Below are 20904 nucleotides of genomic sequence, written 5' to 3'. Positions count from 1 at the left end.
GAATTATGAATTATGAATTATGAATTATGAAGTGGGGAAGCTGTCTCATCACCCTATCACCCGTTCGGCGGTTCGGCTGGGCTCACCGTCGAAGCCTGAGCTCACGGCCGAAGCCCAAAACCCTATCACCCCAAAAACCTATCACCCTATCTCCTGACGACCGTCTCCTGACGACCGATAGCTTTTCCCTTTTTAATCTACGGCCTCATAGTCACTGGCGCTCATTTCTTCCCCATCGTAGGGATCATCATCGCTGTCCGATTCGGTGGATTTAGTTTCCAGATTACTATAAGTTCCGGTTCTAGTGCGGGAGAGGGTTGGCCCATTGGTGAAGGTATTCGAGGAAGTAGCCCTGGTGCGGGTGGCTCGAGTCAGTTTTTCGGTGACATCGATCGATTCAAACCCAGTACCGTTAAGGGATTGGTTTTGCTCTTGTCCACCCGTGTAGATGCGGGTACCGATTTCGAGGACAATCTGACGAAATTCTTCCAAGGTGGTTTTTAGCTTTTCTGGGGATAGGGAGGGGTCGCGCAGAGCGATTTCCAACTGTTGCCGCTTCTGGTCGGCCAGTTGCCGGATATCGGGGGCGACTAACTGACTGTTTTCCCTGATGGTGACTTCGTAGCTATAGAAAAGACTATCGGATTGGTGGCGAATATCGATCATTTGCAGACGACGGCGATCGGATTCGGCGTATTTTTCGGCTTCTAGGCGCATTTTTTCAATTTCGTTCGGTTTCAGCCCCCCAGTATGACTAATTAAAATGCTTTGTTCTTTGCCGGTGCCTTGGTCGCTGGCGGCTACTTTCAAGATACCGTTGACATCGATCTCAAAGGCCACTTCGATTTGTGGCACCCCCCTAGGAGCGGGAGGAATTCCTGTCAGGAGAAATTTACCCAGGGTTTTATTATCCTGGGCCATAGCCCTTTCCCCTTGCAGAACATGAATTTCCACCGAAGTTTGACCATCGGCAGCGGTGGAGAAAACCTGAGATTTACTGGTGGGGATAGTGGTATTGCGATCGATAATTTTGGTAAAGACTTCGCCGAGGGTTTCAATGCCGAGGGAAAGGGGGGTGACATCGAGTAGGAGGATATCTTCCACTTCTCCACCTAAAACTCCGGCTTGAATCGCTGCCCCCAAAGCAACGGCTTCATCGGGGTTAACAGAGCGATCGATCTGGCCGGTAGAAAAGAAACGGGAGATTAATTCCTGGACGGCGGGGATTCTGGTGGAACCACCAACGAGAATGACACGATTGATATCGCTAGGCTGCAGTTCGCTATCTTTGAGGGACTGTTGTACGGGTTCGAGGGTTTTTTCCACTAATTCTCTGGTTAATTCCTCAAATTTAGAGCGAGTTAGTTCCAATTCTAGGTGTTTAGGGCCAGTTTCGTCGGCGGCGATGAAGGGGAGATTGATCGAGGTGGTAATCATGCTAGAAAGCTCGATTTTGGCTTTTTCGGCGGCTTCTCGCAGTCTTTGGATCGCCATGCGATCGCTGGATAGATCGATGTTTTCTTGACTTTGAAAGTTCTCCACCAGCCACCGCACTAAGAGGTTATCAAAATCGTCCCCCCCAAGATGGTTATTGCCGGCCGTGGCTTTCACTTCAAAGACTCCCTTCCCCAGTCGCAGGATAGAAACGTCGAAGGTTCCTCCCCCTAGGTCAAAAACGAGGATATGTTGATCTTCGTTTTGTTTATCTAAACCGTAGGCCAGGGCGGCGGCGGTGGGTTCGTTAATAATTCTTAATACTTCTAGTCCTGCGATCATCCCCGCGTCTTTAGTAGCTTGACGTTGGGCATCGGTAAAATAGGCGGGAACTGTAATCACGGCCTCGTTAATCGGTTCTCCCAGATAGGCCTCGGCATCGGCCTTTAATTTTTGCAGGATCATGGCCGAGATTTCTTGGGGGGTAAATTCCCGACCACGAATTTTGATATTGACGGTATCATCGCGACCGCGTTGGCAATGATAGGCAACTCGTCCCCTTTCTGCCTCCGTGTCTTGCCAACGCCTACCGATAAAGCGTTTGATGCTATAGACGGTATTTTCGGCATTAGTGACCGCCTGACGTTTGGCCAGTTGTCCCACTAGGCGCTGGGCCTTGCCGAATCCCACGATACTAGGAGTGGTCCTTCCCCCTTCTGAGTTGGGAACTATAATCGGCTGACCTCCCTCTAGTACGGCAATGCAACTGTTGGTTGTCCCTAAGTCGATGCCGATGACTTTTCCCATGACGCTCTAATAATAACGGTAGTTAATAGGATACAATCGCTGACAAAAATTGTCCCCAAATTAGAAAAGGGCCTTTTACCCCGTCTAATCTTGCCCCGGTTGAAAGCTGGTAGTTTTCCTGTGAGGCTAACAAAACTTGTTGGTAAAGTCCGCACGCCCGCCCAGATCGGTGTAATGGACCATATATCAAGAGTAACCTAAAACCAGTAATTTTGCTGATGCCTCCGCTGCCTATTCTTTGTAGCATCAAAAAATCACCCTTGGAACTATTTGGCGATCGCTGGTAGGATCAAATCCGTTCCCTTCTCTCCACTTCCCATCCTTCTATACTTTTTAAACAGGATTTAGTGCAAGCCATACTCAGAGCAATTTAGGATAAGATAACCAATAAACCAATCCTAGAGGACTTAATCATGATTAGAGCCTATGCTGCCCGAGAAAAAGGGGGAAAACTAGAGCCTTTTGACTACGATCCGGGTATATTAGCGGATGAAGATGTAGAAATCGCGGTGGAATATTGCGGCATCTGCCACAGTGACCTAAGTATGCTCGATAACGATTGGGGACTGACCACCTATCCCTTTGTCCCCGGTCATGAGGTGGTCGGTACGATCGCCGCTCTTGGTGCTAAAGTCAAAGAGTTAAAATTAGGGCAAAGAGTCGGTCTTGGTTGGTTTTCCCGTTCCTGTTCCACCTGTGAAACTTGTATGTCGGGGGATCAAAACCTTTGTGCTACTGCCGAAGGAACTATTGTCGGTCGCCATGGCGGTTTTGCTGAAAGAGTCCGGGCCCATCATAGTTGGTTAGTTCTCTTACCAGAGCAGTTAGATGCGGCCAAAGCTGGCCCGCTTTTTTGTGGTGGTATTACCGTCTTTAATCCCATTGTCCAATTTGATATTAAACCCACGGCCCGAGTTGGTGTCATTGGTATTGGTGGATTGGGCCATATAGCCTTAAAATTCCTCAAAGCTTGGGGCTGCGAAGTAACCGCTTTTTCCAGTAGTCCCGACAAAGAAACAGAAGCAAAAGAACTAGGGGCGACTCATTTTATCAATTCCAGAGACCCAGAAGCCTTGCAATCGGTACAAAATTACCTTGATTTCATTATCTCTACCGTTAACGTTAATCTCGATTGGGGTCTTTATATCGCCTGTTTACGTCCCAAGGGTCGTCTGCATATTGTTGGGGCTGTTCTTGAACCCATGGCTACCTATGCTTTTCCCTTGATTATGGGTCAAAAATCGATTTCTGGCAGTCCTTTGGGTAGTCCCAGTACCGTCAGTAAAATGATTGAATTTGCTGCTCGTCATGGCATTGAACCAGTCACAGAAACCTATCCTATCTCCCAGGTGAATGAAGCTATGGAAAAATTGCGAACTGGACAACCTAAATATCGCCTCGTCTTACAAATAAAATAAAACCATCTCTATCCCGGACGTAACCCCGATGACTCAACCCCTCACTCCTCCAGTTATCGATTGGGAAGAACCACTCATTCCCCCAGAAGATTTGATTTTTGATGATGGAGAACCTTTGGAAACGCACCGTCACCGCAAGGCCATGAATGTCTTAATCGATTCTATCGAACAAGCCTATCAGGATCGAGAGGACTTTTTTGTTGGCGGTAATATGTTTATTTACTTTAGCCGTGAGCGGGTTTTTAATAAAAATTTTCGTGGGCCCGATTTTTTCGTTGTCCTCGATATCGATGGTAGTTATAAACGACAAGGATGGGTGGTTTGGAACGAAAACGGACGTTATCCCGATGTGATCGTGGAATTAATGTCAGAAAGCACCGCAAAAATCGATTTAACTACCAAAAAAAACCTCTATGAGCGGACTTTTCGCTGTTCCCAATACTTCGTTTATAATCCCTTTGATGCCACTTCCCTGCAAGGTTGGGCGTTAGACCAAAATCAATGCTATCAAGAAATTATTCCCGACCAGCGCGGTTGGTTATGGTGTCAACGTTTGGGATTATGGTTAGGAGTCTGGATGGGCAGCATCCAACGAGAAGAAGCCCCTTGGCTGCGTTTTTATGACCTAGACGGCAATTTAATCCTCCTACCTGCGGAATTAGCCGAAATCGAACGTCAGAATGCTGAAATTGAACGTCAACGGGCGGAACGTTTAGCAGCGCAATTACGGCAATTAGGCATAAATCCCGATGAAACCCCGTAATCAGCCTAGGACTGACCCCTATCTCTAAAAACCAAAAGCCCACACCTTCCGATCTCGGTTTGTGTGGGCTGATTGTTCACTTAATTCTAAGATTGAAAGCTGACACTTTGGCGAAATCTAAGAGCCTAACTCAGAGTAGCACCAGAGCGATCATAGGTTTGTGAAGAGAAGTCGGCCGAGAAGCGACGTTGAACGGTTTCCCCGTGGCCATTATCATTGTCAATACCGATTTCAGAAGCACTTCTGTCTAACATCGATTGTTGACGATTTTTAACGGCGTGGTGGTGACGCATCATTAAGGCACGAGCTTGTTGTTCTGTGGACATAATCATTTCCTCCGATCTGCAAATCGCATTTTGAACTTTTTTAATCACCCACTAATATATATAACATACAATTCTGTATCTATTTTTACAAAACGCCCTAATCCCAGAAAAATTAACAAAACTTTACAATAGGAGACAGGGGACAGGGGGCAGCTTTATTCTCCCCACACCCCACACCCGTTCGGACCTCGGCGTGAACTTTTGTCGAACGCTGAGCTCACGGCCGAAGCCCACACCCCAATTCATAATTCATAATTGATAATTCATAATTCATAATTCCCAAGACATCAATCGCCCTCAGACCTTAATCGAACTGGGTTCATCGACGGCGGCGATAATGCGATGACAACCGGAAAAGGGTTGCGCCCATTGATACTGGTGTTCTAAAGGATTACCCCAACAGAGACCGAGATATAATTCCGTGCGCGCCACATCTAATTCCGCCCATTCCGACTGGGCGACTAATTCAGCTAGAGAATCGGCAGAAATAGGACGACGGGAGTTAAGCGCCCACCAAAAATTCATATTAGGGGTGATACTGTTCCAAAAATCTAAAACCGAGGCTTTGGCAGCCATGAGAATTTCCTTGTCACCTGCGACGGCAACTAATTGATTATGAATTTCGGGATAACGGAGAGTGCGATCGCCCCATTGACAAACACGCCAGATAATGCCCGAAACCTGATATTGTTGTTGATAATCGTGAATTTGGCGGCGAAAATCCTGATAGGCGAAGACTTTGCCCACCTTTTCTAGATTGATCGCCTTGGCAATCACCGGATTATCAATGCGCTCCGCCGGAGAGAGTAACAGACGTTCCCCTTTGCAAGTGGCGTGCATTTCTCGCTCGAGGATTTCAATTAACTGCTGTGTCGAGTAAGCCATACTACCGCTCTTACCTGAGAGAGGATTTCTTTTTATGATAAACTCGAATTTCCCTAGTGGAAAGGCTCGATCGCTAGAAAATTGTCATTCATCGGACATATCAGCAGCATACCCCTTAATACTTATGGGCGAAAAAACCTCTGAAAACACCTGTCAGGGAGAGAAGACAGTCTAACTGCTAGGTTTTACATCGGTTGCTTTTTTTCTAGTCCAGAGGGCGAGAATTGTCAGGAAAAGTCCACCCATCACTCCCGCTAAAGGATTTTTATCGATTCCAGTTAATCGATCGGGAATAGTAAGCATAGCTGTTTCAATTAAATTGAGGACTGATAGAATAATATAGTCTGGTTCTCTTCTTTAGCAGTTTCGTGTCTAAAAGCCCGATAATGGATATTTAAAATTCTTTGTACAACTCCAATATCTTATTAATCAGACTGGAGACAGCAGTAACTGTCAATAGGCTAAATACCCGATCACTACCATTTAATTCCTCAGATAATGGCTAAAATTGGGCTTTACTTTCGGTTTTATCAATTAATCCAAGCTTTTGGGGGGTTATAAGCTGAGACCTATTTATAGCGTTTCCTAAGCTAGTGAGGTACGCCTATTTTTCTTCCCTTTTGCCTTTTGCCTAAAACCCATAACTTTTGTACCTCATCAGACTGAAAAACGCTATAAACCAATTATTCTTAGATTAGCCGAATCTCCGCCAATCCCTTTACTGTTGATTTTTGCATGAATGCCGCTTACCTTGTCTCAAAAAGTAATTTAAATTACAAAAAGCTTAACCCCCGAACCCTGGAGCGCATTAATTTTTCCATGAGATGCTCACAGGCAGTTGTTGATGTATTTATAGCGTTTCCTAAGCTAGTGAGGTACACCTATTTTTCTTCCTTCTTGCCTTTTGCCTAAAACCCATAACTTTTGTACCTCAGCAGACTGAAAAACGCTATATAATGATTTAAGAGTCACTGATATATTTAATGAAAAACTAGGCCAATCCAGGACTAGATAGCATCGTGATAAGGGGGATAGGACTTTGGACTCCGCTAACGATCAGAAAATTCTCGGCTATTTTATCGAAGAAGCAAAAGAACACCTGGAAACTTTGGAACAGGGGATTTTAGACTTAGGCAATCTCGTGAACAACAATGAACAGATGAACGAGATGTTTCGTGCCGCTCATTCCGTCAAGGCAGGGGCGGCCATGTTAGGCTATAGCAGTATCCAAAAAACTGCTCACCGTCTTGAGGATGCTTTCACAATATTGAAAGAAAATCCCCTAGAAGTGGATCAAGAATTAGAGTCTTTGTTCCTCAAGGGTTATGATCTGCTTCAGATATTGATCGATAAGCTGCAGGAGCCCTTGGGTTTGCAAGCCGAGGGAGCTGATGCGATCGTTAAAAACGGTGAAGCGACTTTTGCCGAATTACAGGCCCATCTTAACTATCTTCTCGGCCAGGGAAAATCTACTCCAGCTATTGCGGCAGCCCCTTCTATCTCCATCAGCGTCAGAGATATCCTCAAACAGATGTTACAACTGTTTAAACAGGAAGAAACCAGTGCTTCCCGTCAGCAATTACAAAAACTAATTTTATCTCTGTCTCAATTGGCTTCAGAACAGGAACAATGGCAATATTTAGTTAAAAATGCCCAATCGGCCTTGGCTAACCCCAAGCATTCCTATCGTACTCTCGCCCCGGTTATTATTAAGGAATTAAAACAAGCTAGTAATTTATTAGAATGGGGTCGCGGGGAAGAAATCACCGTTAGTCAAGAATTGCAATTATTAGCCGCCGCCAAATTACCACAAATCCTGATTAACCCGGAAGCGGAATTGGTAGCTAGTACTCCAGAACTTCTTTCTGATCAAGATTTAGAAGAAGCTTTAAAATGGAGTGAAAATCAAGATATTAATGAGTCAGAAAAGCCTTCTTTAGAGTTAAGTCAAATCCCAACCGAGCGAAAAGCACAGATAGCAAGTCAAAGGGAAGCATATCAACTGGCTGAAGAAAAATTAACCGCCGAATTTGAGGAAAACCAACGAGCAACTTTAATTGAGGAAACTCTTGCTTGGACTGGTGATAACTTGGAGTTAACCCAAATAGTTATTCGTTTGCTAATCGACAATAAAAACGAGTTGCGGGAAGGACAAGAAAAACCAAAAATTGAACAATTAATTCAGAAACATATTCTAGAAAATTGGTTACAAAATAAAGCGGCAGCCCATCTCCAAAAAATACAAAACATTCTCTTAAATCCTGATGCAAATGTTAGGTCAAGATTAGAGACCTATCAAGACATTTTGCAGGGGAGAGTATTGGCTGATAATAAACCAGAAAAATTGGCACTTCAGCAAGCAGCATTAGTGATTAAAAATGATGATTATCTAGAAGTGACCAATCGAATTTATCAAGAGGTATTTAATGTTCAATGGGTTAGACAGGAATTAGAAAAATTACTTGATGTGGAAAATTCTCCTGCTGATTTAACTAAAGTGTTATCTTTCTTGGCACTATTAGGCTTTCTTGGATTTACTTTCTTGTCATTAAAGACTCCTGAAAAGAATTCTGATGTTGTGGTGACACCCTCACCTAGTATTCCAGAAATTTGTGCTAAACGAGATTTTAATATTAGCTTAAACAAGACTATTCAACAACTGCAAGACTTGAAAAGTAAACAAGGTAATCGGCTTTCTGAAAAGTGTGCGACTCAATTAAATGAGTTAATGTTAATTCAGCAAGCAATAGGATTAGCTGCCAATAATTTTGTGGCTAATCTGCCGGGTAGAGAAGGTGCTTTTGAAATTTTGTGCCAAATCCCCCCAACTTCTGATAACTTTAAAGAAGCTCAATTTTGGGCAAAACGTTGGCACAATGACAAAGCCTGGAAGCTGGATATCGAGCGAGCTTTGCCAGATAATCCAGATTGCCAAAAACTTATTAAATAAACATCAATTTTTCAATCACTAAATACTCCATCACTACCCGTTAATTCATCGGATAATGATACCCGGATTCCTTCCCTTCCCCGTGACCAAAATAAGGAGAATAGGTCAGAAACATTGAAGGATTGACTCCTGATAACAGGAGAGAAGTTAACCTGTGGGTTCTTTTGACGTAAAACAATTACTTGCATATAGTAGAGGAGATTGCCAATTATTAGCCAGAGAATTAAACTAAAAATAAACGTAAATGCCATGACTATAACCCATCCAAAAAATTGAAAAGCGACTTGAGATATGCGACTATTCTGTGTTAATCCAAGGGCGAATTCTCCTGCATCTTTGGTACTAAAGAAACCCACCGCCATTGTTCCCCAAAAACCACAAAAAAGATGTACTGAAATTGCTCCCACTGGATCATCAATTACTTTAGTTTTAACTAAAAATTCTTCCCCTAATAAGACGATAATGCCACTAATGCCACCGATGATAATAGCTGATTTGATATTAACATAACCTGATGATGCCGTAATCCCCACTAATCCCCCCAAAATGCCATTAATCATTATGGATAAACTGACTTTGCGGCCAATTAAAGGATTAAAAATTAATGCCAAAAATCCCCCCGTGGCAGCGGCAATCATTGTGGTAGTAATTGTCATGGGGACATCATTCAAATTTACCGCCGAACCACCATTAAAACCAAACCATCCTAACCAAAGAATGAAACAACCAAGAGTTGCAAATCCTAACTGATGGGGAGCAAAATTTCCCCTTTCTTTTTCTTCATAACGATCGGTTTTGCGATTATAACCAAAGCGTCCATCTCTCGGTTTTAGCAACCAAGCACCCACTAATCCTGCCATTCCTCCCACCGAATGCACCACCGTTGAACCAGCAAAATCTCGAAACTTAAATAAGTTATATAACCATCCTTCCGATGACCAAATCCAATGTCCGGTAAGAGAATAAGAAAAAGCAACTAAAAAGAAACTAAATAGCAAAAATGCCCAAAATTTAACCCTTTCTGCCACTGCTCCCGATACAATGGTCGCCGCAGTTCCTGCAAAGGTTAATTGAAAGAAAAATAAAGTGGCAATTGAACGACCTTTCCACACCTCTTGGAATTGACTGTATTCATTATTAGAGGTCAGAATTTCCAAGAAAAATCCTGTGCCACCAGAGAAACTATTTCCTAGTGCTGATGTATTGCCAAACATTAAACCGAAACCAAACATCCAATAAGCCAAGGCAGAAACACAGAAGACAATTAGGTTTTTAGCTAAGACATTAGTGGCGTTATTAGTACGACAAAAACCCGTTTCTAGCATGGCAAAACCAGCATTCATAAAGAATACTAAAGAGCCGGCTGTTAACATCCAAATATTAGCAACTAAATCCAGAGTAGAATTATTTAAATCCTGTGCTGTGACTTTGCCTACACCGATCAACAGCATGACGATAAGAGAGAAACAAAAAGATAGGATATTACGCAAACGCGGGCGATATTCTAGAAAAGATAATAATCGATTCATCGGCTATAACTCTCATGGGCAATTTCCCCTTTATAGTAATTGATTTAATCCCCTATCGTTCACTCAAAACTGCTTTTTTTCTGATCCAGATAGCGAGAATTGTCAGGAAAAGTAAACCCATCACTCCCGCTAAAGGATTTTTATCGATTCCAGTTAGCCAATTGGGAACAGTACCAGTGTATTTAATTAACTGACCCACATTTAATATATAGTATGCCCAGACTAAACCCGCGTGCAGACCGATACTTTTACCCAAATTACCACCACGGGCGCGTTTTGCCCAACCGAGAATCAATCCTAGCAAGACTAAGGCAGGAAATTGGGGAAAAGTGCGGATAATTTCGGCTAAAGGTTTAATAAAGTGGGTAAGAGCGAAAATTAAGGCACTAATCACTAGAGCGATAGCGGGACGATAATCCTTTTCTAATTCTCGCAGTAACCAGCCCCGAAATAGCAATTCTTCGGCAAAACCCACCGCTAAAGCGACTAAAAACCCCTCCAGGATGATTTTGCTGATTGGGGGATTTGCGGGTAAGAAATTTAACCAACCTAGGAACGCTTGGGACAGAAAAAGCGAGAAAGTGAAAAATAGACCGATCGCTAACCCGTTAATTAACTCGATCAGCGTTTTTCTTCGCCAAATCAAACCATAATCGGCTAATCCCTCATCGCTATAAATTGTCCGTCCCCACCAATGGGATAACCCCAAAAATTCCAGATAGAGAACAGAAAGGGTCAAAATTGAGACCAGATTAGCATTAGTGGCAAAAAAGTGATAGAGGGGAAGTGCGATCGGCAACCAGAGAAAAAGTAAGAGCAAAATAAAAATTCCCAGTCGCAGGGGGACTGGGTAAGTGGCAATTACCCGCAATCTTTTATTCATCCGGTTCGATGCTGCTGGTTAAACCTTTATTTTTCAAGGTTTCACAGTAAAATTCCGCGTGTTCTTGGATGCAGGTAATCACCAAGGCTGTACCATTCGTGTGCGCTTCCATCATGATATCAACTGCTTGGGGTTGCGTCATACCGGCGATCGTTTGCATTAAACTCTGAACCACATACTCCATCGAGTTAAAGTCGTCATTGTGGAGTAAAACGCGATAACGCGGTGCTGGTTTACGGATTGTCGCTGTGGAACGCTTTTCGATGACTTCTGTGGACACCGTTTCTCTCCTTTGAATCTATATCGCGAATACAAGTCAATTACTTAATGATCATAATCAAAATTTCCAGATTGAGCTAGGCTTTTTCTGTGATCCGTGAGGGGGTTGGGTGTTGGGGAGTGGGGGACAGCCAAAGGAATGACATTTTTAGATGGATAGATCATAATTGAATTAACCCTGTAATTTAACCTTATTTCTCTATGTCTGCTGGCGAATTACAAAATCTCGATAAAAATATTCAACGCTTAAAACAACAATTAGCGGGAAAGCGAAACACTTTAGTCACAATTGCACTGGAAGAACAAGTTAGGATCAAGCAGCAAATCGAAGATTTACTCCGACTAATTCGGGATTTTGAACGGGAAAAATGGGATTTAGTCGCCAGCGAGAGTCAAGAAGCTTCCTTTCCTGATGCCGAGGTAATGGTAGCAGAAATTGTCACAGAATTGACGGCAATTACCACAGAACCACCCCCTGAACTTGCTTCTGTACAAATCCTAGAATCATTAAACCAAATTCTGGCTAAACTCAATCAACCAGAGCGATCAGCAGCAGCCAAATTAAAAGCGGCCATATCTACTATACCCCCTTTTGTTTCCCTTTTGGGGCGATAAGCTGAATAATTTAACAGCAAATATCAATATTTATCTTTATCTAAGCAGATTTTAGAAAGTTTTTTTGTCGATGTTAATGTTAATTATCAGTAGTGGGAGATAAAACCTTAAGAAATGTCAATTATCGCTATTCTTACTGACCCTCAATAAATTAGAATCAGATCATAAATGCGATCGCTTGCTCAATTCTCGATGATTAATCTAGAGGCTAAAATCAGCAACTGAGGCAATTAACCTTTTTCAAGCTACCGAGTTTAGGTGGTAGTCACTGATAACTGATAACTGGTAACTGATAACTGAAATGACTCGCTTTATTTGGGATAAATTTAGCAAAGACTTCCTAGAAACCCTTCTTTCTCCCTACGGTACAGTAGTTGTCAGCAAAGAAGTCACCTCAGAAATTAAAGAAATTGATGTGTATTTTAGTCCTAATATCTCTGAAATTCCCTCTCAGTTAGGATTATTAGGCAAATTATGCCAAAATCCCTGTTTATTGGAACCCTATCGCAATGGGATTACCCTTGATGGTATCAATGATTGTCTGTCCAAGCGCTTTGCTATCCGTGAAATCTTCCAGAGAGAAGCAAAGAGAAATAAACAGAGAATATCAGAGGATGAGATACCTAAGTTATGGATTCTCACCCCTACAGCTAGTGAACGCATTTTATCCCTGTTTACTGCTCAATTACAACCCAATTGGGGAGAAGGGGTTTATTTTCTCCCGGAGGGTTTCGGTACAGCTATTGTCGTCATTCATCAATTACCCGCAATCCCAGAGACATTATGGTTAAGATTATTGGGTAGAGGAGGAACAAGAGAGAGAGCAATTGACGAATTAGAAAGATTATCGCCGAATAATCCCCTAAAATCGGCTTCTTTAAACTTATTGTATAATTTGAGTAGAAATCTAGAAGCGTTATCGAAAAAAACACAGGAGGATAGGGAGTTTATTATGCGTTTAGCTCCACTTTACCAACAGGATAGGGAACAAGCGGTTCAGCAAGGTATTCAACAAGGAAGACAACAGGGAGAAGCGTATTTACTCCTCCGTCAACTTCAACGACGTTTCGGTGAAATACCCCAAAATCTAGAAGAAACCATCCGTAACCTTCCTGTGGAGCGGTTAGAAGACTTAGGACTCGCTTTATTAGACTTTGACACTTTGACGGATTTAGACAACTGGTTGCATCCGTGACTCGCTTTATTTGGGATAAATTTAGCAAAGACTTCTTAGAAACCCTTCTTTCTCCCTACGGTACAGTAGTTGTCAGCAAAGAAGTCACCTCAGAAATTAAAGAAATTGATGTGTATTTTAGTCCTAATATCTCTGAAATTCCCTCTCAGTTAGGATTATTAGGCAAATTATGCCAAAATCCCTGTTTATTGGAACCCTATCGCAATGGGATTACCCTTGATGGTATCAATGATTGTCTGTCCAAGCGCTTTGCTATCCGTGAAATCTTCCAGAGAGAAGCAAAGAGAAATAAACAGAGAATATCAGAGGAGGAGATACCTAAGTTATGGATTCTCACCCCTACAGCTAGTGAACGCATTTTATCCCTGTTTACTGCTCAATTACAACCCAATTGGGGAGAAGGGGTTTATTTTCTCCCGGAGGGTTTCGGTACAGCTATTGTCGTCATTCATCAATTACCCGCAATCCCAGAGACATTATGGTTAAGATTATTGGGTAGAGGAGGAACAAGAGAGAGAGCAATTGACGAATTAGAAAGATTATCGCCGAATAATCCCCTAAAATCGGCTTCTTTAAACTTATTGTATAATTTGAGTAGAAATCTAGAAGCGTTATCGAAAAAAACACAGGAGGATAGGGAGTTTATTATGCGTTTAGCTCCACTTTACCAACAGGATAGGGAACAAGCGGTTCAAGAGGGTGTACAACAGGAAGCATTAAAGTTAGTCATCCGTCAACTTCAGCGACGTTTCGGGGAAATACCCCAGAATCTAGAAGAAATCATCCGTAATCTTCCTGTGGAGCGGTTAGAAGACTTAGGACTCGCTTTATTAGACTTTAACACTTTGACGGATTTAGACAACTGGTTGCATCCGTGAACAATAGCGATCTCGCGTAGCGAGCGCGTTGCGAGCGCATTATCCATCCTTGATTATTCTATCGTTAAGGGATCCACATCGATCGCCATACTTACCTTGGGTAAAACTAAGCTTTTTAGGGGAAGAAAAAGACGACCTATATCAGCCTTTTCTCCCGATAATTTTAACAGAATTTGCCAGCGATAACGGTTAGCAACTCGCATAATTGTTGCGGGTGCAGGTCCCAAAATATCCCAATCGGAACCGAAATTATTAACACATTCCTCCGCGACATTTTCAGCACTTTTCTGCACTGCTTCCCCATCTAAACCACTAAAGCGAATTAAGACTAAACTGCCGTAGGGAGGATAATTTAAACCCTCTCTCTGCATTAATTCCGTCTCGACAAAACCCTCATAATCGTGGGTTTGTACTGCTCTAATCACGGGATGTTCTGGGGTATAGGTTTGGATAATTACCTTTCCTTCTGTTTCTCCCCTTCCTGCTCTCCCTGCTACTTGGGTGAGGGTTTGAAAAGCGCGTTCGGAGGCGCGATAATCGGAGTGATAAAGTAAACCATCGGCTGCCATTACTCCTACTAAAGTAACTCGATCAATATCTAACCCTTTGGTGAGCATTTGGGTTCCCACTAAAACATCGAATTCACCATCAGTAAATAGTTTTAATAGTTCCCGGGGAGCATTTTTGTTGCGGGTGGTATCACTATCAAAACGCAAGCAGCGCAAATCAGGAAATTCTTTGCTTAATTCTTGGGTGACTCGCTGAGTGCCAGTACCGAAAAATTTTAGATAGGGAGAACCGCATTCAGGACATTGTTTCGGATGAATGCGACCATAGTTGCAGTAGTGACAGCGTAGTAATTCTTGCGCTCCCGGTTCGGTGTGGTGATAGGAGAGAGAGACATCACAGTGGGGACACTCCAGCACATAACCGCAACTTCTGCAAGATACAAAGGTACTATGTCCCCGACGACTAACGAATAAAATTGCCTGTTCTCCCTTGTCGCGCAGGGTTTCCAGCGCTGAACGCAGGGATTGACTAAACAGGGAACGATTGCCTCGTTGCAATTCCCGTCGCATATCGACGATTTCCACCTGCGGTAAGGGGCGATTTTGGATGCGATCGGGCAAAGATAGGTAAAGACGGGGATTAGCTTGGGATTCTAGCCATGTTTCTAGGGATGGCGTTGCCGAGCCTAAAATTACGGGACAATGGTTTAATTGAGAGCGCCATTTAGCCACGGTACGCGCGTGATAGGTGGGGAGTAATTGACTTTGTTTAAAGCTGCTATCGTGTTCTTCATCGAGGATAATCATGCCTAGGTGGGGTAAAGGGGCAAAAATCGCCGATCTCGTCCCGATAATAACTTGTGGGGTTCCTGTCAACATCTGTCGCCAGGTATCGTATCTTTCTCCTTCCGAGAGGGCGCTATGATAAACATAGACTCGATCGCCAAAACGGGCCACAAAGCGATCGGTTAGTTGCGGTGTTAATCCAATTTCGGGGACTAAAACCAAGGCAGATTTACCCGCTGCCAGGACAGGTGCGATCGCCTGTAGATAGACTTCTGTTTTACCCGATCCCGTCACTCCATGTAAGAGAGTGCTTTCACCACCTTTTAGGGTTTGAATGGCTTCTAAAGCCTGTTTTTGACTAGAAGTGAGTGTTTTTGGTTGATCCCTGCTCATAATCGCCGAGGATAAGCGCAGAAATTCCCGGTCCTCAATCACCACATAACCCTTGTCAATGAGCGGTTTAAAATGTTTTGTCCCCGCAAGTTTTACCAATTCTGGCAGCCACATTTCTCCTCCCTGATGACGGAGAATTTCGACAATTTTACGCTGATTTTCGGTTAAATCCGGAGGAAAGTCGGTTATTAGCAGGGTAATGGCTTTTTTTTGTTTAATATTGGTACTTTTGGGTGCTTCTAGATAACTTTCTACCCAACCGCGCTTAACTAAGTCTCGGATACCGTAATTGGCATTTTTTACTTTTTCTTGCAGGTATTTCGCCGAATAATCGCCTTCTTTTTGATTTTTGAGCAGGGATAAAATCTGACGGGAGAGGGGAGTACAAAAAACTTCCGCACCGGGGGGAATCGCTTCTGGTTTTAATCTGATGCGACGTTGGGAACTTCGCAGTAAACCCGTAGGTAAAGCGACGCGAACAACGGTGATTAAATCCGTTGCGTAGTATTGGGCGATTTTCGTCAATAACTGCCAATAATTATCGGGGAAAAAGCCCTTAGCAATCACATCTTCCACGGGACGAATTTGATTTTCTTCTAGTCCTGCGGGCAAATTTTCGATAAATCTAAGGGCAATTCCCCCTATTACCTGAGAACCAAAGGGAACGCTTAAAATATCGCCGATTTCTACTGTTAAATCCTGGGGGATACTATAGGTTAATATTTGCTGATCCTCTTGACTATCTCTAGGATAAGGGCGATCGACCAAAACCTCTAACCACGGTTGTCCAGTTGTGGTTAATTGGTAAGGTGTGCGAGGTTCCGCTACAGTTAGAGTAGCATGGCGATCGAGCATAGTCAGTGGGGTGATGGGGTGATGGGAAGAATGGGGTATTTAAATTATAGTTTAAAGCTTGAGGGGAATAAAACCAGTTAATTTTCTCTAAAAACAGTTTAAATATTGATTTTTTGCTCACAAATTTTAATTTTTAGCTAGTGAAATCTTCCCAAAAGAATTTTTATCCACCCTTAAGCATTGATAAAGTTAATGATAACTATTGACTATTAGCTATTAAATTGCACCATAGTTAGTCAAAAGGTGAGAATGGTTCTCAATAGAAAAAGCGAAGAATATTAATAAAAAGCTGACTGCTCTCTTGATTGTTAAGAAGCGTGATCTTTACCTAGTCAAATACCAAAAACCTTAGTTAGAGTGTATAAGTGGAAACCCTGAAAGTCTCCCCTATTCACCAGAAAATCTGATTATCTGGTTGAGGGATTTGTAACAATCCACACAGAAGCACCCAATTATATCCCAGAAATGGCCGCCATTAATTAAGAAAACGTTTAAAAAATCTGCTCCCCGAAAATTCAATGCAACAATCAGCCCATTGGGAGAAACTAAGTTTTTCCCCGCTATTATAACCCCACTCCATCCATAACTGCTTATGAAAATCTCTAAACTAGCCGCTGATGATAATTTTAATCAAATCATTGCCCTGGAGACAAATCCTTTAGAACTGGACAGCGTGGATTTTAATGAAAGAACTGACGAAGATCTGACTGAATCTTTACCGGAAACCCTAAAAAACACTCGTGGGAGTAGTGGAACGGGATACGATAAAGGCAGCAATGAAGATACTGTTGGGGCATTTTTTAAAGAAATGGCCCGTTATCCCCTGCTTAGTGCGGAAGAAGAAATTGAATTAGCCTACTCGGTTAAGTTTCTCATGGAAGCGGAAGAAGTACGCCAAAAACTGCAAGAAAATTTACATCGTCCCCCGACGAAAACGGAATGGGCGATCGCTTTAGAATTAGATAATGAACGTCAACTGGAAAACCGTCTTTATCGCGGACGAACAGCTAAACGGAAGATGATTCGTTCTAATTTGCGCTTGGTGGTTTCTATCGCTAAACGCTATTTAAATCGCGGGGTTCCTTTCTTAGATTTAATTCAAGAAGGTGCGATCGGACTCAACCGTGCGGCCGAAAAATTTGATCCCAATAAAGGTTATAAATTCTCTACCTATGCTTATTGGTGGATTCGACAAGCAATCACCCGCACTATTGCTAACGATGCGCGGACAATTCGTTTACCGATTCACATTGTCGAAAAACTCAATAAACTCAAAAAAGCGCAGCGCATTCTCAAGCAAGATTTACAGCGCAATCCCAATGAACGGGAACTCGCGGAAGCGTTGGAAATAACTCCCGAACAATTGCGGCAATTATTACAATTGCGTCGTCAATCTCTCTCTTTAAATCATCGTGTAGGGAAGGGAGAAGATACGGAATTAGTGGATCTTTTGGAAGATGATGATCTACAACTTCCCGAAGATAAAATGAATGAGATGATGATGCGTCAGGAAATTTTCGCAGTTTTAAGTGATGTTCTCACGGAACGGGAAAAAGATGTTATCTCCCTCCGTTATGGTTTAGCTACCAGTCAACCCTATACCCTAGAGGAAGTGGGAGGAATGTTCAATTTATCTCGCGAACGAGTACGTCAAATTCAAACTAAAGCGATGCGAAAATTACGTCGTCCTCAAGTCGCACGTCGTCTGAAAGGATGGTTACATTAATAACTTTTTCTAACTCGTTCTCTCCCCTCTCCTTTTTCCCGGAGAGCTTTTTTTTGTCGATATTTAGCTTAAAATTAAGGTAAAGCTGATTTTCTCAGTAGATAGTCATAATAGCTATGAACCGACATCTCCAACAGAAAGTGAAAACGGGAAAATATCAATCTCCAGAGAATCATCCTCTCATAGATGGAGAAACTTTTGTCACTGAAATTATTCATCGTTTGAAAACGATGGGAGATTAATCTAAAATATAGCGTTTCCTAAGCTAGTGAAGTACACCTATTTTTCTTCCCTTTTGCCTAAAACCCATAACTTTTGTACCTCAGCAGACTGAAAAACGCTATAGGTGGTTATGTCATAAATATACTAGCTAGTCAGTATTTGGATACAATAGGTAATTTTTCAGCTATTTTTTCTAGTTCTCAATAAAATCAAACTAATTCAATATGTCTAAAAACTATTGGTTAATTCCCGATAATATTTATTTTCTCAACCATGGTTCCTATGGTGCAACCCCTAGAATAGTCTTGGATTATCAGCAACAATTGCGGGAACGAATGGAAAGGCAACCTTTAGCATTTTTGGGGAGAGAATTAGAGGGTTTATTAGATATTGCTAGGCAAAAATTAGCGGATTTAGTCAGTGTAAATAGCGATGATTTAGTCTTTGTTCCCAATGCAACCACAGCAGTGAATGCGGTGTTAAATTCCTTAACTTTTCAGGAAAATGAGGAAATTCTGATCACCGATCAGACCTATAATGCTTGTGCTAATGCAGTTAAACATATAGCTAAAAGATGGGGTTTAAAGGTAATTATCGCTAAAATTCCCTTTCCTGTACAGTCCCCTTTAGAAATTAGTCAAGCAATTTTAGCATCTGTTTCTCCCCAGACAAAATTAGTAGTTTTAGATCATGTCACCAGTCCCACGGCCTTAATTTGGCCAATCGCAGAAATTGTGCAAGAATTAAATAATCTGGGCATTGATACTCTCATCGATGGCGCTCATGCTTTAGGTTTTTTACCCCTTAATATCGCGGCAATTAATCCCACCTATTATACTGCTAATTGTCATAAGTGGTTATGTAGTCCCAAGGGGGCTGCTTTTCTCTATGTGCGCGGGGATAAACAGGCAATAATTCGACCTTTAACTATTAGCCATGGGGCTAATTCTCCTCGACAAGATCGCTCCCGTTTTCAGTTAGAATTTGCTTGGATGGGAACCGATGATCCCAGCGCCTATTTATCAGTGCCAAAAGCGATCGAGTTTTTAAATTCTCTCTCTATTGATGGTTTACTGGGTCTGATGGCGAGGAATCGTAATTTGGTTTTAAAAGCCAGAAATTTGCTTTGTCATGCCTTGCAGGTCAATTATCCCTGTCCAGAATCAATGATTGGAGCGATGTCCTCAATTTTAATTCCTAGTTATGCTTGGATAGCAGAAGATTTATCCAGACAACTGTGGGAAAAATATCAGATTGAAGTGCCGATAATTCCTTGGGGAGAAGCATCATTAATTGTGAGAATTTCTGCTCACTACTATAATTCGATCGAGCAGTATGAATATTTAGCCGGGGTTTTAAATTACTTGCTATTGGAGCTAAGATAAGCGGGGAGCATCGGAGCAGGGAAAAAAATCCATAACTGAGTTTTTAAAGTTGGATTGGGAGTTAATAACGAACTTGCGATGAGAACCGATAATTGGGCTAAAATGCCTCTTGGAGCATGGTTTCCTTGAGCATTTCTAAACCCTTTTTCACCCGACGGGAGACGGTAACAACACTAATGCCTAATTGTTCGGCGGTTTCCCGTTGAGTAAGATCTTTAAGGAAGACAAATTCAAGAATATGACGGGTTTTGTCTTCTAATTGAGCCAGTGCCTGTTGTAAACGAATGCAATCCTCTTGACAAAGTTGAAAGCTGCGATAACCGGGATCGGGAACGATGTCTTTTAAACAGGTGTTATTATCTTCATCGTTATTAACCGTCGCATCGAGACTCAGAGGTTCACGGTTTTGGAAAGCCAGTTTTACCTCTTGCCATTCTTCGATCGAAATATTTAAAGCGAGGGAGATTTCCGTATCATTGGGTTGACGATTGTGGATAGTTTGAAAATCCCGACGCATATTTGCCGCTTGTCTGCCTAAATCTAACCAACGACGAGGAATGCGAACCGTGTAACCTTTATCCCGCAGATAGTGTTGAATTTCGCCACGAATATAGGGAATAGCGAAGGAACTAAAAGCATGACCTTTGCTGCTGTCAAAACGCTTAATCGCCCGAATTAGTCCCATACAGCCAACCTGCACTAAATCTTCGTAATTTTCATGGCATTGATTGACCCAATGATGAGCTTCCCTTCTGACTAATCCTAGGTTTAACCGTATAATTTGATCCCGTAACTTATTCTCCCCTGTTTTTTGGTATTTTTGAAACAGGGTAAGAGTTTCTAGTTTAAGATTTTCTTTATTTAGGACAGACATAGGGCGTTAACAGATTTAAAAAACTATTGACTGTAAAAGATTACTATTGCATAGCTTTGACCAATCCCAACACAGTCTGGATTAGAAGCGGCAAGCAATCGCAACAATATAACCTACTACGATCTTGATCATACGGTCTTTACATAAAGGCTTGTGTGATTTCAAGCAGTCAAGGCAGTATTTAAAGACACA

18 protein-coding genes are annotated in these 20904 nt (G+C 42.3%); 9 read left to right on the top strand and 9 right to left on the bottom strand.

Features of this window, described 5'->3' with window-relative positions; genetic code table 11:
- Positions 1-192 precede the first annotated feature (192 nt).
- Positions 193-2241 (bottom strand): molecular chaperone DnaK, encoded by a 2049-nt coding sequence (gene dnaK / locus IQ234_RS05260; protein WP_193956304.1) that lies wholly within the window; start codon positions 2239-2241, stop codon positions 193-195.
- A 413-nt stretch (positions 2242-2654) separates the two neighbouring features.
- On the opposite strand from dnaK, the gene ahr reads away from it, so the two are divergent.
- Together ahr and IQ234_RS05250 are read left to right on the top strand one after the other, a co-directional pair.
- The gene (ahr, locus tag IQ234_RS05255; RefSeq protein ID WP_193956303.1) at positions 2655-3659 is read left to right on the top strand and encodes an NADPH-dependent aldehyde reductase Ahr; all 1005 of its coding nucleotides are present in this window, start codon (positions 2655-2657) and stop codon (positions 3657-3659) included.
- Positions 3660-3687: 28 nt separating this feature from the next.
- Entirely contained in the window at positions 3688-4422 is a 735-nt protein-coding gene (locus tag IQ234_RS05250) for a Uma2 family endonuclease (protein ID WP_193956302.1), read from the top strand.
- A 125-nt stretch (positions 4423-4547) separates the two neighbouring features.
- Here the strand turns inward: IQ234_RS05250 and IQ234_RS05245 are convergent, their stop codons facing one another.
- The 3 genes from IQ234_RS05245 to IQ234_RS05235 form a co-directional block, all read right to left on the bottom strand.
- Positions 4548-4748, bottom strand: coding sequence for a hypothetical protein (locus IQ234_RS05245; protein ID WP_110579292.1), 201 nt, complete (start codon positions 4746-4748; stop codon positions 4548-4550).
- A 297-nt stretch (positions 4749-5045) separates the two neighbouring features.
- On the bottom strand, positions 5046-5633 hold the full coding sequence (locus IQ234_RS05240) for a hypothetical protein (RefSeq protein ID WP_193956301.1): 588 nt from the start codon (positions 5631-5633) through the stop codon (positions 5046-5048).
- 171 nt (positions 5634-5804) lie between these two features.
- Positions 5805-5936, bottom strand: coding sequence for an LPXTG cell wall anchor domain-containing protein (locus IQ234_RS05235; RefSeq protein ID WP_216362260.1), 132 nt, complete (start codon positions 5934-5936; stop codon positions 5805-5807).
- Positions 5937-6672: 736 nt separating this feature from the next.
- On the opposite strand from IQ234_RS05235, the gene IQ234_RS05230 reads away from it, so the two are divergent.
- Positions 6673-8583, top strand: a complete 1911-nt coding sequence (locus IQ234_RS05230; RefSeq protein ID WP_193956300.1) for an Hpt domain-containing protein — start codon at positions 6673-6675, stop codon at positions 8581-8583.
- A gap of 11 nt (positions 8584-8594) precedes the next feature.
- Here the strand turns inward: IQ234_RS05230 and IQ234_RS05225 are convergent, their stop codons facing one another.
- The 3 genes from IQ234_RS05225 to clpS are packed head-to-tail and all read right to left on the bottom strand — an operon-like array spanning position 8595 to position 11275.
- A complete protein-coding gene (locus tag IQ234_RS05225; protein ID WP_193956299.1) occupies positions 8595-10112 on the bottom strand; it encodes an ammonium transporter in 1518 nt (505 codons plus the stop codon).
- A 52-nt stretch (positions 10113-10164) separates the two neighbouring features.
- Entirely contained in the window at positions 10165-10995 is an 831-nt protein-coding gene (locus IQ234_RS05220; protein WP_193956298.1) for a CPBP family intramembrane glutamic endopeptidase, read from the bottom strand.
- The gene (clpS, locus tag IQ234_RS05215) at positions 10988-11275 is read right to left on the bottom strand and encodes an ATP-dependent Clp protease adapter ClpS (RefSeq protein WP_002738526.1); all 288 of its coding nucleotides are present in this window, start codon (positions 11273-11275) and stop codon (positions 10988-10990) included. Before clpS ends, IQ234_RS05220 begins: the two co-directional genes overlap by 8 nt.
- A gap of 200 nt (positions 11276-11475) precedes the next feature.
- Here clpS and IQ234_RS05210 point away from each other — a divergent pair, with 200 nt between their 5' ends.
- The 3 genes from IQ234_RS05210 to IQ234_RS05200 all read left to right on the top strand — a co-directional run bounded on the left by IQ234_RS05210 (position 11476) and on the right by IQ234_RS05200 (position 13962).
- A complete protein-coding gene (locus IQ234_RS05210) occupies positions 11476-11889 on the top strand; it encodes a hypothetical protein (protein ID WP_193956297.1) in 414 nt (137 codons plus the stop codon).
- Positions 11890-12190: 301 nt separating this feature from the next.
- Entirely contained in the window at positions 12191-13084 is an 894-nt protein-coding gene (locus tag IQ234_RS05205) for a DUF4351 domain-containing protein (RefSeq protein ID WP_193956296.1), read from the top strand.
- Entirely contained in the window at positions 13081-13962 is an 882-nt protein-coding gene (locus IQ234_RS05200) for a DUF4351 domain-containing protein (protein WP_193956295.1), read from the top strand. Before IQ234_RS05205 ends, IQ234_RS05200 begins: the two co-directional genes overlap by 4 nt.
- Positions 13963-14015: 53 nt before the next feature.
- On the opposite strand, the gene priA is transcribed toward IQ234_RS05200, so the two are convergent.
- Complete coding sequence (priA, locus tag IQ234_RS05195) at positions 14016-16505, bottom strand: primosomal protein N' (RefSeq protein ID WP_193956294.1); 2490 nt, start codon at positions 16503-16505, stop codon at positions 14016-14018.
- A gap of 592 nt (positions 16506-17097) precedes the next feature.
- Here priA and IQ234_RS05190 point away from each other — a divergent pair.
- The 3 genes from IQ234_RS05190 (at position 17098) to IQ234_RS05185 (ending at position 19838) form a co-directional block, all read left to right on the top strand.
- On the top strand, positions 17098-18231 hold the full coding sequence (locus tag IQ234_RS05190) for an RNA polymerase sigma factor, RpoD/SigA family (protein WP_110579282.1): 1134 nt from the start codon (positions 17098-17100) through the stop codon (positions 18229-18231).
- Between the two features lie 116 nt (positions 18232-18347).
- Complete coding sequence (locus IQ234_RS21545; protein WP_265578465.1) at positions 18348-18473, top strand: hypothetical protein; 126 nt, start codon at positions 18348-18350, stop codon at positions 18471-18473.
- A 204-nt stretch (positions 18474-18677) separates the two neighbouring features.
- A complete protein-coding gene (locus IQ234_RS05185; protein WP_193956293.1) occupies positions 18678-19838 on the top strand; it encodes an aminotransferase class V-fold PLP-dependent enzyme in 1161 nt (386 codons plus the stop codon).
- Positions 19839-19935: 97 nt separating this feature from the next.
- On the opposite strand, the gene IQ234_RS05180 is transcribed toward IQ234_RS05185, so the two are convergent.
- Positions 19936-20712 (bottom strand): RNA polymerase sigma factor SigF, encoded by a 777-nt coding sequence (locus IQ234_RS05180; protein ID WP_193956292.1) that lies wholly within the window; start codon positions 20710-20712, stop codon positions 19936-19938.
- Positions 20713-20904: the final 192 nt, after the last annotated feature.

The organism is Microcystis aeruginosa LEGE 91341 (assembly GCF_015206885.1).
Taxonomy (GTDB): domain Bacteria; phylum Cyanobacteriota; class Cyanobacteriia; order Cyanobacteriales; family Microcystaceae; genus Microcystis; species Microcystis aeruginosa_H.
This window is presented reverse-complemented; position numbering and strand designations above follow the sequence as displayed.